At 63.4% G+C, this 14697-nt stretch carries 11 protein-coding genes; 6 read left to right on the top strand and 5 right to left on the bottom strand.

All coding sequences use genetic code 11. The annotated features are described in order from the left end of the window. Positions 1–31: 31 nt before the first annotated feature. On the bottom strand, positions 32–1435 hold the full coding sequence (gene glnA / locus X907_RS08455; protein ID WP_127567032.1) for a type I glutamate--ammonia ligase: 1404 nt from the start codon (positions 1433–1435) through the stop codon (positions 32–34). Between the two features lie 67 nt (positions 1436–1502). Next, positions 1503–1841: a P-II family nitrogen regulator gene (locus tag X907_RS08450; protein ID WP_127567030.1), complete on the bottom strand. Its 339-nt coding sequence runs from the start codon at positions 1839–1841 to the stop codon at positions 1503–1505. A 110-nt stretch (positions 1842–1951) separates the two neighbouring features. Between X907_RS08450 and X907_RS08445 the strand changes: the two genes are divergently transcribed. The 3 genes from X907_RS08445 to X907_RS08435 all read left to right on the top strand — a co-directional run bounded on the left by X907_RS08445 (position 1952) and on the right by X907_RS08435 (position 7351). Further along, on the top strand, positions 1952–3487 hold the full coding sequence (locus X907_RS08445; protein WP_233352261.1) for an NAD(P)H-hydrate dehydratase: 1536 nt from the start codon (positions 1952–1954) through the stop codon (positions 3485–3487). Between the two features lie 74 nt (positions 3488–3561). Further along, positions 3562–5844 carry an NADP-dependent malic enzyme gene (locus X907_RS08440; RefSeq protein ID WP_233352259.1) on the top strand — a complete coding sequence of 761 codons (2283 nt, stop codon included), beginning with the start codon at positions 3562–3564 and terminating at the stop codon, positions 5842–5844. An 85-nt stretch (positions 5845–5929) separates the two neighbouring features. Then, positions 5930–7351: an MATE family efflux transporter gene (locus X907_RS08435; protein ID WP_127567028.1), complete on the top strand. Its 1422-nt coding sequence runs from the start codon at positions 5930–5932 to the stop codon at positions 7349–7351. Here the strand turns inward: X907_RS08435 and X907_RS08430 are convergent, their stop codons facing one another. Together X907_RS08430 and X907_RS08425 are read right to left on the bottom strand one after the other, a co-directional pair. Beyond that, positions 7352–7543 (bottom strand): superinfection immunity protein, encoded by a 192-nt coding sequence (locus X907_RS08430; RefSeq protein WP_127567026.1) that lies wholly within the window; start codon positions 7541–7543, stop codon positions 7352–7354. Between the two features lie 250 nt (positions 7544–7793). Further along, complete coding sequence (locus X907_RS08425; protein WP_127567024.1) at positions 7794–9431, bottom strand: long-chain-fatty-acid--CoA ligase; 1638 nt, start codon at positions 9429–9431, stop codon at positions 7794–7796. A 190-nt stretch (positions 9432–9621) separates the two neighbouring features. Between X907_RS08425 and X907_RS08420 the strand changes: the two genes are divergently transcribed. Beyond that, positions 9622–10614, top strand: coding sequence for a threonine ammonia-lyase (locus X907_RS08420; RefSeq protein WP_127567022.1), 993 nt, complete (start codon positions 9622–9624; stop codon positions 10612–10614). A gap of 228 nt (positions 10615–10842) precedes the next feature. On the opposite strand, the gene X907_RS08415 is transcribed toward X907_RS08420, so the two are convergent. Then, positions 10843–12996, bottom strand: a complete 2154-nt coding sequence (locus X907_RS08415; RefSeq protein ID WP_127567020.1) for a lytic transglycosylase domain-containing protein — start codon at positions 12994–12996, stop codon at positions 10843–10845. Positions 12997–13150: 154 nt separating this feature from the next. On the opposite strand from X907_RS08415, the gene dapA reads away from it, so the two are divergent. Both dapA and smpB read left to right on the top strand, forming a co-directional pair. Continuing rightward, positions 13151–14023 carry a 4-hydroxy-tetrahydrodipicolinate synthase gene (gene dapA, locus X907_RS08410; RefSeq protein WP_127567018.1) on the top strand — a complete coding sequence of 291 codons (873 nt, stop codon included), beginning with the start codon at positions 13151–13153 and terminating at the stop codon, positions 14021–14023. Beyond that, entirely contained in the window at positions 14020–14490 is a 471-nt protein-coding gene (gene smpB / locus X907_RS08405; RefSeq protein WP_127567016.1) for an SsrA-binding protein SmpB, read from the top strand. The genes dapA and smpB overlap by 4 nt, the downstream gene beginning before the upstream one ends. The last annotated feature ends 207 nt before the right edge of the window (positions 14491–14697 follow it).

Below are 14697 nucleotides of genomic sequence, written 5' to 3'. Positions count from 1 at the left end.
GCGGGCCTGCTTCACTGGAAGGCAGGTCTGATCAGACCTTGTAGTAGAGCTCGAACTCGACCGGGTGAGGGTGATGCTCGATCCGGCTGACCTCTTCCATCTTCAGGTCGATATAGGCGTCGATCTGGTCGTCATCCATCACGCCGCCCTTTTTGAGGAACTCACGGTCGGCATCGAGATTGGCCAGCGCCTCGCGCAGGCTGCCGCTCACCGTCGGGATGTCTTTCAGCTCTTCGGGCGGCAGGTCGTAGAGGTCCTTGTCCATCGCGTCGCCGGGGTGGATCTTGTTGGCGATGCCATCAAGACCGGCCATCAGAAGAGCGGTGAAGGTCAGGTACGGGTTGCCGGCCGGATCGGGGAAGCGCGCTTCGATACGCTTGCCCTTGGGTGAGCCGACATACGGGATGCGGATGGACGCCGAGCGGTTACGCGCCGAATAAGCGAGCAGGACCGGGGCCTCATAACCCGGCACGAGACGCTTGTAGGAGTTCGTGGTCGGGTTGGAGAATGCGTTGATGGCACGCGCGTGCTTGATGATGCCACCGATATAATAAAGGCACATCTCCGACAGGTCGGCATATTTGTCGCCGGCAAAGAGCGGCTTGCCGTCCTTCCAGATCGACTGGTGGACGTGCATGCCCGAACCGTTATCGGCATAGACGGGCTTGGGCATGAAGGTTGCCGTTTTGCCGTAGGACGCGGCCACATTGTGGACGATGTATTTGTAGAGCTGCATGCGGTCGGCCATGTTCAGCAGGGTGGAGAATTTCATCCCCAGCTCGTGCTGGCTCGGCGCGACCTCGTGGTGATGTTTTTCCGGCTCGAGGCCCAGCTCGCGCATGACCGCCAGCATCTCGGTGCGCATGTCCTGCGCCGAATCGACCGGCGGAACCGGGAAATAGCCGCCCTTCGGGCCGGGGCGGTGTCCCAGATTGCCGCCTTCCATCATGGTGCCGGAATTGTACGGGCCTTCCTCGGAGTCCAGCACATAGCCGGTCTCGTTCTGCGCCGTTTTCCAGCGCACATCATCAAAGACGAAAAACTCGGCTTCCGGTCCGAAATAGGCCGTGTCGCCAATGCCGGCGGAGGCCATGTAGGTCTCGGCCTTCTTCGCGGTCGTGCGCGGGTCGCGATTATAGGGCTCGCCAGTGATGGGGTCGTAGATGTCGCAGAAGACAGCGAGCGTCGGCTCCTGGAAGAACGGATCGACGAACGCGCCAGCGGTGTCGGGCTTGAGCACCATGTCGGACTCGTTGATGGCCTTCCAGCCATTGATCGAGGAGCCGTCAAACATCTGGCCATCTTCAAAGAAGTCGGCATCGACCATCGACTTGTCAAAGGTCACGTGCTGCAGCTTGCCGCGCGTGTCGGTAAAGCGCAGGTCCACGTATTCGATATTCTCGTCCTTGATCTTCTTCAGGATCGCGTCTGACATGTCGTCCTCGTTTCAGTGTTGTGCGCCGCTAGGCGCTCGGGGATGATGGGAAGGCGGAGCGCAGCGTCTAAAGCGCGTCGTCGCCGGTTTCTCCGGTGCGGATACGAATGGCGGTCTCGACCGGCATGATGAAAATCTTGCCGTCGCCGATGCGTCCGGTCTGAGCCGCGTTCTGGATGGCTTCGACGGCAGCATCCACGCGGCTATCGGGAATCACCAGTTCGATCTTTATCTTCGGCAGGAAATCGACCACGTACTCTGCACCGCGATAGAGCTCGGTATGGCCTTTCTGCCGTCCGAAGCCCTTGGCTTCGGTCACTGTCAGGCCTTGCAGTCCGATTTCCTGAAGGGCTTCCTTCACGTCATCGAGCTTGAAAGGCTTTATGATCGCTTCGATCTTCTTCATGAAGCAGGTCTCCTTGATGGGGACACGCATAGCCAAGCCATGACGCGTCTCAAGCCAATCTGGCCGAAGTGGCATGACGTCCAGAGTGGCTGCCCGGAGGTGAGGCACGAATGTTCAAGGGTGGGGCAATGGGCCTGCCGGGGCCGGAGGTGCTGGACTGTGCCGCAATGGCACGCGCCGACGCGTTCGCCGTGAAGAGTGGTATCGCGTCGGCTGCCTTGATGGAGCGCGCCGGGGCAGGGGTGGCGCAAGCCATTATGGCGCGGTGGGCGCCACGTCCTGCCGCCATTCTGTGTGGCCCGGGCAATAATGGCGGTGACGGGTATGTCGTCGCGCGCCTGCTGGCGGAGCAGGGCTGGGCCGTCGACGTATTTTCGCTGGGCGATACAGCGGCGTTGAAAGGCGATGCCGCGCATATGGCACGCCTCTGGACGGGTGCGGTCCAGCCACTGGATTCATTCAAGGCGGAGCGCTTCGCTCTGGTCGTCGATGCTCTGTTCGGGTCTGGCCTCTCAAGGCCGCTGGAGGGCGTGGCCCTGGAGGCCTCCAGAAGCCTCGCTGAGAGCGATTGCGCGATTGTGGCGGTGGATGTGCCCAGCGGCGCTCACGGCGATTATGGCGCCGTTGAAGGGCTGTGTATCGAGGCTGATCTGACGGTGACGTTTCACCGGCTGAAAGCCGCCCATCTCTTCCACCCGGCGCGGGCTGCCTGCGGCGAGATCATCGTCGTCGACATCGGTATCCCGGATGGCTGGCGGCAGGGTGCAGGCGCTCTCCCGGACATCGTGCAACTGCCGGGCATCACTTTGCCGGATGCGGCGCATGACAGCGGGGCGCACAAGCACGGCAAGGGCCGGCTGTGCGTGCTGGCGGGGCCGCCGGGGGCAACGGGTGCCGCGCGTCTTTCAGCCATGGCGGGGCTGAAAACCGGGGCAGGGCTCGTCACGCTGCTTTGCCCGCCCGCCTCGTTGATGGAAGCAGCCAGCGCCAGTCTTGCCGTGATGACGAAGTCCATCCGCGAGGAGGATTTTGCCAAAACCTTAAACTTTCAACGGCCCAGCGCGCTGGTGATCGGGCCGGGAGCGGGGCTGAACGAGACACTGAAAGAGCGCGTGCTGGCAGCGCTCGCCACCGGGATTCAGACCGTGCTCGATGCCGATGCCTTGAGCGTGTTCGCTAATGACCCGAAAGCGCTGTTCGCAGCCCTGCATGAGCGGGCCGTGCTGACACCGCATGCGGGAGAATTTGCCCGGCTGTTCCCGGACATTGCCGGGCGGCCACGTAGTCGTCCGATTGAGGCTGTCCAGGAGGCCGCACGGCGAGCCGGTGCCATCGTGCTGCTAAAGGGCCCGGCGACCGTGATCGCGCACCCTGAAGGCCGCGCAGCGGTGAATGTCCACGCCAGCGGACGCCTCGCCACGGCAGGCAGCGGCGATGTGCTGGCGGGAATTATCGGTGCCCTGATGGCGCAAGGGGTAGCGCCGTTCGAGGCCGCGCGGTCAGCTGCCTTCCTGCATGGCGAGGCGGGCTATCACCTGCCGCCGGGCGGTACGGCAGAAGACCTGCTGGATGCGCTTCCGGCTGCACTGGAAAACCTTGGGCGCGAGCAGGCGCGCCTTGCAGCGCTCGCCCGTCTGAAGCGCTAGCCGAGCCGGTTCTGCCCGGCTATAGCCTTTAACCAAGCCCGTCAGCCTGATTTGCCGATCTGAAAGTGTATCCCATGCCCGAAATGAGCCCGCCAGACACGTCCAGCTCGCGTACCGATGAGGATGCACTGGCCTTCCACCGTCAGGATCCGCCGGGCAAGCTGGCGCTGGCACCGACCAAGCCCATGGCGACGCAGCGTGACCTGGCTCTGGCCTACAGTCCGGGCGTGGCGGCGCCCGTGCGCGCCATCGCAGCCGATCCTGACGCCGTCTACGACTATACGTCGAAGGGCAATATGGTCGCCGTCGTGTCCAATGGCACAGCCATTCTGGGCCTTGGCAATCTGGGGCCGCGCGCCTCCAAGCCGGTGATGGAAGGCAAGGCGGTCCTTTTCAAGCGCTTTGCCGATATAGACGCCTTCGATATCGAGATCGACTACGAGGATCCCGAGAAGTTCATCGATTGTGTGGCGGGGTTTGGCGACAGTTTTGGCGGCATAAACCTGGAAGACATAAAGTCTCCCGAATGCTTTGAAATCGAAGCGAAATTGCGTGAGCGGCTTGCAATTCCGGTGTTCCATGACGATCAGCACGGCACCGCCATTATCGCGGCTGCGGGACTGATGAATGCCTGCCACCTGACCAGCCGGAAGTTTGAAGACATCAAGGTCGTGCTGATCGGGGCCGGGGCGGCGGGGCTCTCCGTTCTCGAACTCATCAAGTCGCTCGGCGTGCAGCACGATCATGTCACCATTATCGACGTGAACGGTGTGGTCCATACCGGCCGGAACGATCTGCATCCCCGTCTGGCCTCGCATGCCCGTGAGACGGACATGCGCACGCTAGATGAGGCAATGGTCGACGCCGACGTGATGCTGGGCCTGTCGGCGGGCGGCATTGTCAGCCAGGCAATGGTCAAGTCCATGGCGGCGGACCCGATCATTTTCGCCATGGCCAATCCGACACCGGAGATCATGCCCGATCTCATCAAGCAGGTGCGCTCGGATGCGATCATCGCTACGGGCCGGTCTGATTTTCCCAATCAGGTCAACAATGTGCTGGGCTTTCCTTACATCTTCCGTGGCGCGCTCGACGTGCGTGCCACGACGATCAATGAGGAGATGAAGCTGGCTGCGGCGCGGGCGCTGGCTGACCTTGCCCGCACCGATGTGCCCGACGAGGTGGCGCGTGCCAATCGCTCCGCCCGCCTCAGCTTTGGCCGTGATTACATCATCCCGTCACCCTTTGATCCGCGCCTGATTTCGTTTGTACCGCCCTATATTGCCAAGGCGGCGGTGGATAGCGGTGTCGCCCGCCTGCCCATGCCCGAAGAGGGCTCAGGTTATCGTGCGCGGCTGGCGCGCAGGCTCGATCCGACCGCCGCGCTGCAGCAGCATATTACCGAAGTCATCAAGGCAGAGCCCAAGCGCATCGTGTTCGCCGAAGGCGAGGAGCCGAGCGTGATCCGTGCTGCCGCCGCTTTCCAGGCGCAGGGGCTAGGCACGCCGGTACTGGTTGCGCGCGAGAAAATCGCCGAAGCCAATATGAAGGAGTTGGGCATTGATCCCGGCTCGCTGGAAATCTGGAACGCACGTCTGTCTGACCAGAATCCGGACTATGTGGACTTCCTGTATGAGCGCCTGCAGCGCCGGGGTTATCTGCGCCGGGACGTGCAGCGCCTCGTCAATAACGACCGCAACGTGTTCTCCGCCTGCATGCTGCGCTTTGGCGATGCGCAGGGTATGGTGACCGGCGTCACCCGCCACTTCATGAACACGCTGTCGGATATACGCCTCGTTCTGGACGAGGCGCCCGGAGGCCGGCTTATCGGCCTGTCTCTGGCGATCAGCCGGGGCCGGACGGTGGTTATAGCCGACACCAACGTTACCGAATTTCCCGAAGCCCCCGAACTGGCCGACATCGCCGTTGGCGCCGCTGCTGCCGCCCGCAAGCTGGGCCTTACCCCGCGCGTGGCGTTCCTGTCCTACTCCACCTTCGGGAACCCGCCGGGCATCCGTACCGAAAAAATCCAGAGCGCGGTACGCGTTCTGGACGCGCGCGGCGTGGACTTCGAGTATGAGGGCGAGATGGCGGCGGATGTGGCCCTGAACCCCGATCATCATGAAGCTTACAGCTTCTCGCGCCTGTCGGGCGCAGCGAACGTATTGGTCATGCCGGCCGTCCACTCCGCCTCCATTGCCACGCGGCTCCTGAAGGCGACGGGCGGGGCAACCGTGATCGAGGGACTGCTCGTGGGCCTGGAAAAATCAGTGCAGATTGCGCGGCTGGGATCGCCGGTGTCCGACATCGTAAACCTTGCCGGCATGGCGAGTTTCGACCTTACCCACAGGCCGTGACAAAGATTTTACGAACTGCCACTGGCGGGGGCGGCCGGTCGCGCCTAAATGTGAGAGCCATTCTTAAAAGGCCGGTTCTTCCTGCATGTCCCAGAAACGCAATGCCCGCGACCTGACGCAGGGCCCGGTCTTCGGGCACATCATGCGGATGGTCATCCCCATGAGCTTTGGCATTGTCGCCATGATGCTGGTCGGCATTGTCGATGCCTACTGGGTGGGCCGCCTGGGTACCGTGCAGCAGGCCGCCGTGCAGTTCGTGTTTCCCGTTTCCATGGCGGTGATGAGTATCGCCATCGGTCTGGGGGCAGGGGCGGTATCGGTGGTGGCGCGCGCGGCCGGGCGCGGTGATGGCGAGCGCACGAAACGCGTGGCGACCGACGCCGTGCTTCTGGCGCTGGTCATTACCGCCATCACTTCGGCCATCGGCATCGCCCTGATTGACCCGCTCTTCCGCCTGATGGGCGCGAGCGAGGCGATGATGCCCTTCGTGCGCGAATACATGGTCATCTGGTTCGCCGGCATCATCTTCATGGTCGGCCCGATGATCGCCAGCAATATTCTGCGTGCGCTCGGCGATGCTATCCTGCCCAGCATCATCATGATCATCGCCGCCGTGCTGAACATGATCCTCGATCCGATCCTGATATTCGGTCTGGGGCCGATACCGGCGATGGAGGTCGAGGGCGCGGCGCTGGCCACCCTGATTTCCAACCTGGTAGTTTTCGTAGTGGCGATGGGGATCATGATTTTCCGCGAGAAGATCCTGGATCTGTCCTGGCCGGGCTTTTCCGAGATCGCCTGGAACTGGGGCGAGATCGCACGCATCGGCGCGCCTGCAGCCGGCTCCAACATGATCAACCCGATGGCGATGACGTTTGTGTTCGCCGCCGCTGCACAATTTGGCGAGCCGGTCGTGGCCGGATTTGGCGTGGCCGGCCGGCTGGAAGCGCTGGCCCTGATACCGCTCTTCGCGCTGTCCGGTTCGATTGGGCCCATTACGGGCCAGAATGGCGGCGCTGGTCATATCGAGCGCGTGCGCGAGGCCTTCCGCTCCGCCTTCCTGTTCTGTGCAGGCTGGGGCGTTGCTATGGCAGCTGTACTGGCGGTGCTGGCCTATCCGCTTTCGTGGCTGTTCCTGCCGTCTGAAGAGGCGCAGGCCATGGCCCGGCTGACCTGGTGGATCGCGCCGGTGACCATGGGCGGCTATGGAATCGCCATGGCCGCTGCCGCCGGATTCAACGGGCTGGGCCGTCCGCTGCTGGGGGTGGGGATCAATCTGATGCGCTGTTTCGCGCTATTGGTGCCGCTGGTCTGGCTGGGAGCGGCGCAGTTTGGCCCGGTGGGCATGATAAGTGGTTATGCGCTGGCCAATGTGCTGGCGGGCGCCATTACCGCTTTTCTGGTGCTGCGCTATGCGCCGATGACCGCGATTGAGGGCAAGGCCCGGCCCGTTGTGCCGCCGACGCAGGCGGCAAGGGCCGGGGTGCCGGTCAAGCCCGCCGAGTGATCAGGCGTTGATGATGGTGGCGCGCCGCTGGACGGCCGTCGTCGACCAGATCAGCGCCACCACCCAGCCAATGACCGTCCAGCCGAGCAGCAGGTTCGTCAGGAAGATGGCAAAGCCGTTGTGATGGCCGCGCGCGAGCGCAACGATTGTGGGCAGGAAGTGACCAACCAGAAGAAGAACGAGGATTTCCATTTGCGGGCTCCTTTTATCGATTTTCGATAAAGGTAGTATGTTTCGCGGAGACCGCAAGTGACAGGTTGGTAATTTTACTGAGCCGGTTTGGTGGGACCACAAGTTTTCTCCCCCCGTTTACGGGGGGAGTGCCGCGAAGCGGCGAGGGGGGGATTGTTGAGAAAGATTTCCCCCCTCCGGTCCTTCGGACCACCTCCCCCGTAAACGGGGGAGGAAAACACTGGCCCGGAATGACGAGAGTAGGGCAGACCTACCCCGCGTCGGGGAATTGATAATCCTTGTAGATTTCCCGCAGGCGGGTTTTCAGGATCTTGCCGGTTGCGCCGATCGGCATTTCGTCGATGAACTCGATCCCGTCCGGCACCCACCATTTGGGCAGGCGTTCGGCGAGGAATTCCTGAATGGCCTCGGCTGTGGGCGTGGTGTGGGGCTTGGGCTGGATAACCAGCAGCGGACGCTCCTGCCATTTGGGGTGCGGCATGCCCACCGCGGCTGCCATCATCACGTCCGGGTGGCCCATGGCCACGTTTTCCAGATCAATGGAGCTGATCCATTCACCGCCGGACTTGATGACGTCCTTGGAGCGGTCGGTGATGGTCATATAGCCATCGGTGTCGAGATAGCCGACATCGCCGGTGCGGAACCAGCCATCATCGGTGAAGGCCTCGGCGCCAGCACCGCGGAAATAGGCATCGATGATCCACGGGCCGCGCACCTGGATATGGCCCGAGGACTTGCCGTCCCGGGGCAGCACATTGCCATCATCGTCCACGGCGCGCATTTCCACGCCATAGATCAGCCGGCCCTGTTTCAGCTTGATCTTGATCTTCTCGTCATCGGAGAGGTCATCGTGCTTGGGCAGGAGCTTGCCGACCGTGCCCAGCGGGCTCATCTCGGTCATGCCCCAGCCCTGCTGCATGTCCACGCCGTATTCGTCCTGATAGGCGCGCAGCAGCGCTTCAGGCATGGCAGAGCCGCCCATCAGCACGTTCTCCACGCTGTCGATACGCTTGCCGCTCTCACGCAGATACTGCAGCAGGCCGAGCCAGACGGTCGGCACGCCGAGCACCTGTGTAACCTGCTCGCTCTCGATCAGCTCCTGCAGGGATTTGCCGTCCAGCTGCGCACCCGGCATGACCAGCTTGCCGCCGCCCATGGCCGTGGCATAGGGCACGCCCCAGGCGTTGACGTGGAACATCGGGACGACCGGCATGATCGTACCGCGCGAGCCGACGCCCAGCACGTCCTGACCGAGGCACGCCATGGCATGCAGCACGGTGGATCGGTGCGAATAGAGCGCGCCCTTGGGATCGCCCGTCGTGCCGGAGGTGTAGCACAGGCCGGCGGCGAGATTCTCGTCAAACTCCGGCCAGTCATAGTCCGGCGAGGCGCTTTTCAGCAGGTCTTCGTATGCATCGCATCTGGTGGCCGTTTTCGGCGCGTGCGCGCTGTCCGTCATCACGACGAAGCGTTTGACGGTTTTGCACTTTTTGGCGACGGCATCGATGATGGGCGCAAACGACACATCGAAGAAGACGTGCTTGGCCTTGGCGTGGTCGAGCATCCAGGCGATCTGGTCGGGCGAGAGGCGCGGATTGACCGTATGGATAACGGCCCCGACGCCCGATACCGCGTAATACAGCTCCAGATGGCGGTGCGTATTCCAGGCAATGGTGGACACCCGGTCGCCGGATTTCACTTTCAGCGGGCCGGTCAGCACATTGGCGAGGCGCTTGGCGCGGGCGTGGCAGTCTTTCCAGCCATAACGGTGAATCTCACCCGTGTCGGGCAGGCGGCTCACGATCTCGCGGCCTCCGTGATTGTCGGCTGCATGCTGTAGAATGCCAGAAATCATCAGCTGGCGATTCATCATCTGTCCACGCAACATGGCGTTTGTCCTCCCGCTCGGATGTTACCGGCCATTCACCGGCAGAGCTTTTGCCCGCCTGCCTGACCCGTTGTTTGAAGTTGCCGGTATCAAAGGCGCGCCCGCGCTGCGATGCAATACCTTTTGCGCAACTTGCTTGCAGCAGATATGGCCGTGATGCAGCAAGCGGCCCGTGCGCGGAGGAGAGAGCATGCATCTACCCGGCTTCAGTGATGTCCTGCAGGCAGCGGCGCGCCTGGAGGGGCTGGCGGTGCGCACGCCCTTGCTGTGGAGCCCGGCGCTGGACGAGGCTGCCGGCGGGCGCGTGCTGGTGAAGGCCGAGTGCCTGCAGCGCACCGGCTCTTTCAAGTTTCGCGGCGCTTATAACGCTATTTCGCTGATCCCGGACGCTGACCGCCCGCGCGGCGTCGTCGCTTTTTCATCCGGCAATCACGCGCAAGGTATCGCCGAGGCGGCAAAGCTGTTTGGCATCCCGGCCACTATCGTCATGCCGGCAGACGCGCCGTCGATTAAGGCCGAGGGCGTGCGGGCGAGGGGCGGCCACGTCGTCACCTATGACCGCGCCAGCGAGGACCGCGAGGCGATCTCCCGGCGCCTGTGCGAAGAGACAGGTGCGACGCTGATCGGGTCCTTTGACCATTTCGGCGTCATTGCCGGGCAGGGCACGTGCGGGCTGGAAATCACACACCAGCTTGAAGAGCGTGGCGAGACGGCAGATCAGCTCGTCTGCTGCGTCGGCGGGGGCGGTTTGCTGGCCGGGATCAATCTGGCGCTGGCGGAGAAAGCGCCGGACATCGACGTTTATGGCGCGGAGCCCGAAGGCTTTGACGATCATGCCCGCTCGCTCGCCTCTGGCCAGCGTGAGAGCAATCTGCAGTCATCGGGATCATTGCAGGACGCGCTCCTGTCGCACGCGCCGGGCGAGATGACCTTCCCCATCAACCAGCCCCGCCTGAAGGGCGTTGGCGTGGTCAGCGATGAGGAGGCCATGGCTGCCATCGCTTTTGCCTGGCAGCATCTGAAAATCGTGCTGGAGCCGGGCGGGGCGTGTGCGCTGGCCGCCGTGCTGTCGGGCAGGATAGACGCAAAGGGCCGCACGACGATTGTGGTCGCCACGGGCGGGAATGTGGACGCGGCGGTGTTTGGACGCGCGATAGGGGGCGCTCTTCTAGAGACCCGGTAGCGGCACTTTTCTTCTTCGTTCCCGCGCAGGCGGGAACCCAGAGCCAGCAACGATGTCCTCCCCCGTTTACGGGGGGGTGAGGCGCGGAGCGACGAACGGCAGCGCAGCTGACGGAGGGGGGAGCTTGTTTCGATCATCCCCCCCCCCCCTCGGTCCTTCGGACCACTCCCCCCGTGAACGGGGGGAGACAAGAAGCCGGGCCATGACAAGTTAGGTGGGAAAAGCCCCCTAACTCCCGCCGTCCTCGCCATCGACGTCCGGCACCGGCGCCATGCCCAGCTCTTCACGGGCAGCGGCGTCGGCTGCCTCGATCTCGGCCAGCTGTTCGTCGGAGAGGTGCGGCAAGATACGGCGCAGGCCCGCGCCAGCCCCGACCATGTCACGCTCAATGGCCAGTGGCACGGCGGTGTGTCCGGCCCGGCGGGCGCGGTAGACCTGCAAATTCTCGATCACCCGCTGCACATAATTGCGGGTCTCGGCAAACGGCAGGCTTTCCACCCAGTCAATCGGGTCAATCGCGCCATAGCGCGGATCGCCATATTCCTGCACCCAGCGGCGCACGCGTCCGCCGCCCGCATTATAGGCTGCCAGCGCCATCACCAGTGAACCGTCATAATCATCGACGACCTCCTGCAGATGGGCCATGCCAAGGCGCATGTTGTAGTCAGGGTCGTCGGTCAGCCATTCAAACTCGTAAGGCAGGCCGAGCTGGCGGGCAGTCTGACGGGCCGTGGCCGGCATCATCTGCATCATGCCGCGCGCGCCTGCGCCGCTGACGGCGCGGGCATCAAATTCGGTTTCCTGCCGGATCACCGAAAGGGTAAGCGCCGGATCTGCCCTCACGGGCGCGTCTGCGGGCACATCAATGACCGGGTAGGCCCGCTCGGCAAGGATCATGCCTTGCATGCGGCCAGCCTTGGCCGCCCGCACCGACTCGCGGAGCCGCAGATAATCCAGCGCGATGTCGGCCAGCATGGCCTGTTCGGCCGGTGTTTCCATGCGCCCTTCCAGATGGGCGGCAAAGGTACGGAACAGGAAGGTCTGGTTCAGCTCGCCCAGCATGCGCAAGGCCAGCACCTGTTCGCGTTCATTGAAGGCTGCGCGGTCCGCCTCGGTGATGACCGGGTCGGCCGGCAGGTCCAGCTCCGCCGCAGTGCCACCCAGCGCCAGAATGGCCAGCTGGCCGTAATAGGTGGTGGCGTGCTGGGCAGCAGCCATGAAGCGGTCACGAGCCAGCACGGCATTGCCAGCCGCCTCCGCAGCGCGCCCTTGCCAGTATTTTGCCCGGCCTAGCGAAACCGGCGTGGTCACCCCTGCTTCCAGCCGGTTGAAGTGGGTTAGTGCGTCCTCTGGCCGGTTCAGATGCACCAGAGCCAGCCAGCCAGCCAGAAATTCGGCATCGGCGAAAGCGACCCCGGCACTCATCCCGTTCGATGCGGCGAGCTGGTAGGCGGTATCGTGGTCGTTTGACCGCATCAGATCCAGAATGATCAGCTTGCGCTCGCTCCACATCGATTCCAGCGCAGTGGTGTTGGTATGCGCGTCCGGCAGCTCCAGTGCCAGCTGCAGGGCGCCATCGGCATTGCCTGCCCGCCGCCGCCAGCGCGTCCGCTCGAACACCAGACCCGGATCATTCTGCAGGCTGGGCGGGACAGCGTTCACGGCGCCGTCAACGCCGGTGCCGCGTGCAGCCAGCCGTATGCGGGCGTCGGCAACGCGGCGTTCACCAGCGCCAAGCTGGGGCAACAGGGCACTGGCCAGGCTGCGCTGGCCGGCCCAGAGCAGGAAGTCCACGCGCTCGGCATGGTCTGCAGCCGTCAGGAAATCGCCATGCCGGCGCAGGACCTGGCTCTGATTGGTCTGGCGCAGGGACTGGGTCCGCCAGGCTTCGCGTATCTGTTCGCGGCCCTCATCGGTGCGGCCAAGGGCGATCAGCGCTTCGCCCCAGGCGATGCGGCCTTCGCCGGTGAGCGGTTCACGTTGCGCAAACCAGCTGGCCGTCAGGTCCGGGCCAAGGCCGGAATCCGCCAGCTTCCATTCCGCTTCACGCTGGATCGCCGCTTCGCGCGGCCAGCCGCCAAGCGTTTCCAGCGCCATGTGCAGTTCGGAGAAGATCGCGCGAGCATCCGAGGACGCCAGCCGCCAGAGGAGGAGGTTCTGGGCGACGGGATGGCTGATATTGAACCGGGCCTCGCGCACGAACGTCCAGTCACCGGCATCGGCGGCCCGCAATCCCCGGCGCAGAAGGTCAAAATCGGCATCGTTCAGAATGGCGGAGTGGTTGGCCATGGGCGGTTTCAGCCGCGGCACCGGGACATCGCCGAAGGCGGGGGCGCTCAGCGCTGAGACTGACAGGGCGAGCAGGGCGGCACGCAACAGCATGGGGGCAAACTCCTGGCGGCAGGCAGATATACAGATTCGTCGAATGCGCGCGCACTGTCCACAGCGATTGCAGCGTCTTGGCGCTTGACGTTGCAATCGATATGGTCCGCGCCCATTTGCGTTCGCGCACCAATCTCACAAGGCTATGCAAACCATGTTCCGCGGCTCTTTTACGGCACTCATCACCCCTTTCAGCAGTGGCCAGGTTGATACCGCCGCGCTGAAACGTGTGGTGGAGCACCAGATAAAGGCGGGCACCCATGGCCTGGTTCCGGTCGGCACCACGGGCGAATGTGTCACGCTGAGCGATGACGAGCATCGTCATGTGGTCGAGACGGTTATCGCCACGGCGGCAGGCCGGGTGCCGGTTATCGCTGGCGCGGGGTCCAACAACACCGCGCGTTCCATTGAACTGGCGCGCTTTGCCAAGAGTGCAGGCGCTGACGCGATTCTGGTCGCTGCGCCCTATTACAACAAGCCCTCGCAGGAAGGGCTGGCGGCGCATTATCTCGCTATCGCCGATGCGGTGGAAATTCCGCTCTTTGTCTACAATGTGCCCGGCCGGTCGATCGTGGATGTCTCGGTAGACACCATGGCACGCGTCGCGAAACATCCTAATGTAATCGGGGTCAAGGACGCGACGGGCGATACTGCCCGCGTGACGCAGCATCGCCGCGCCATTGGCGCTGACTTCATCCAGCTCTCCGGGGAAGATGCCAGCGCGCTGGGTTATAACGCGCATGGCGGCGTGGGCGTGATCTCGGTGTCGTCGAATGTGGCGCCCGCCCTGTGCGCCGCTTTCCAGAATGCAACACTGGAAGGCAGGTGGGAGGAGGCGCGCGATCTCAATGACCGCCTGCAACCGCTCCATGAAGTGTTGTTCGCCTATTCCAGCCCGTCGCCTGCGAAATACGCGGCGAGCCTTCTGGGCCTGTGCTCAGCCGAGGTGCGCCTGCCGCTGGTAGAGTGCCCCGACGCAGTGAAGGACCGGATCAGAACGGTCCTCGAAGAGTTGTCGCTGATATGAGCAAGAGCGATGATAATGGGCTGATTGCCGTCAACCGGCGTGCGCGCTTCGATTACGAGATCGAGGACACGATGGAGGCTGGCCTGATGCTGGTCGGCACCGAGGTCAAATCCCTGCGTCAGGGCCGGGCCAATATTGCCGAAGCCTATGTCAGCGTGGAGCGCGATGGCGCGCTTTACCTGATCAATGCCGATTTTCCCCCTTACGAGGGCGGCAACCGCTTCAACCATGAGCCGCGCCGCCATCGTAAGCTGCTGCTTCACAAGAAGCAGATGGCCCAGCTGGCAGGCGCGGTGCAGCGAGAGGGACGTACTATCATCCCCTTGCGGCTCTATTTCAATGACCGGGGGCTTGCCAAGCTTCTGATTGGTCTCGCCAAGGGCAAGAAGACGGTCGACAAGCGCGAGACCATCAAGGAGCGTGAGTGGAATCGCTCCAAGGCCCGCCTGATGAAGGATTTCGGGTAGGGGGTAACGCTAGCTGTCATCCCCCGCTTTATGCGGGGACCCATGCCTCTGGCTTTCGTTTCCCAAGCCCTCGTCCTTCGAGACGGCTTCTGACGAAGCCCCTCAGGATGAGGGCTTTAGGTCGTGCTTTTCCCTCATCCTGAGGGCGAACGCAGTGAGCGTCTCGAAGGACGAGGGAAAAGCCAGCTCTCAGGCATGGGTGGCCCG

This window comes from Glycocaulis alkaliphilus, from assembly GCF_004000605.1.
Taxonomy (GTDB): Bacteria; Pseudomonadota; Alphaproteobacteria; order Caulobacterales; family Maricaulaceae; genus Glycocaulis; species Glycocaulis alkaliphilus.
This window is presented reverse-complemented; position numbering and strand designations above follow the sequence as displayed.

Coding starts and splice junctions, on each gene's coding strand:
- X907_RS08440 (WP_233352259.1), top strand. CDS start 3,562: ATGCCCGAAATGAGCCCGCCAGACACGTCCAGCTCGCGTACCGATGAG.
- X907_RS08415 (WP_127567020.1), bottom strand. CDS start 12,996: ATGCTGTTGCGTGCCGCCCTGCTCGCCCTGTCAGTCTCAGCGCTGAGC.
- X907_RS08450 (WP_127567030.1), bottom strand. CDS start 1,841: ATGAAGAAGATCGAAGCGATCATAAAGCCTTTCAAGCTCGATGACGTG.
- X907_RS08425 (WP_127567024.1), bottom strand. CDS start 9,431: ATGTTGCGTGGACAGATGATGAATCGCCAGCTGATGATTTCTGGCATT.
- smpB (WP_127567016.1), top strand. CDS start 14,020: ATGAGCAAGAGCGATGATAATGGGCTGATTGCCGTCAACCGGCGTGCG.
- X907_RS08445 (WP_233352261.1), top strand. CDS start 1,952: ATGTTCAAGGGTGGGGCAATGGGCCTGCCGGGGCCGGAGGTGCTGGAC.
- X907_RS08420 (WP_127567022.1), top strand. CDS start 9,622: ATGCATCTACCCGGCTTCAGTGATGTCCTGCAGGCAGCGGCGCGCCTG.
- X907_RS08430 (WP_127567026.1), bottom strand. CDS start 7,543: ATGGAAATCCTCGTTCTTCTTCTGGTTGGTCACTTCCTGCCCACAATC.
- dapA (WP_127567018.1), top strand. CDS start 13,151: ATGTTCCGCGGCTCTTTTACGGCACTCATCACCCCTTTCAGCAGTGGC.
- glnA (WP_127567032.1), bottom strand. CDS start 1,435: ATGTCAGACGCGATCCTGAAGAAGATCAAGGACGAGAATATCGAATAC.
- X907_RS08435 (WP_127567028.1), top strand. CDS start 5,930: ATGTCCCAGAAACGCAATGCCCGCGACCTGACGCAGGGCCCGGTCTTC.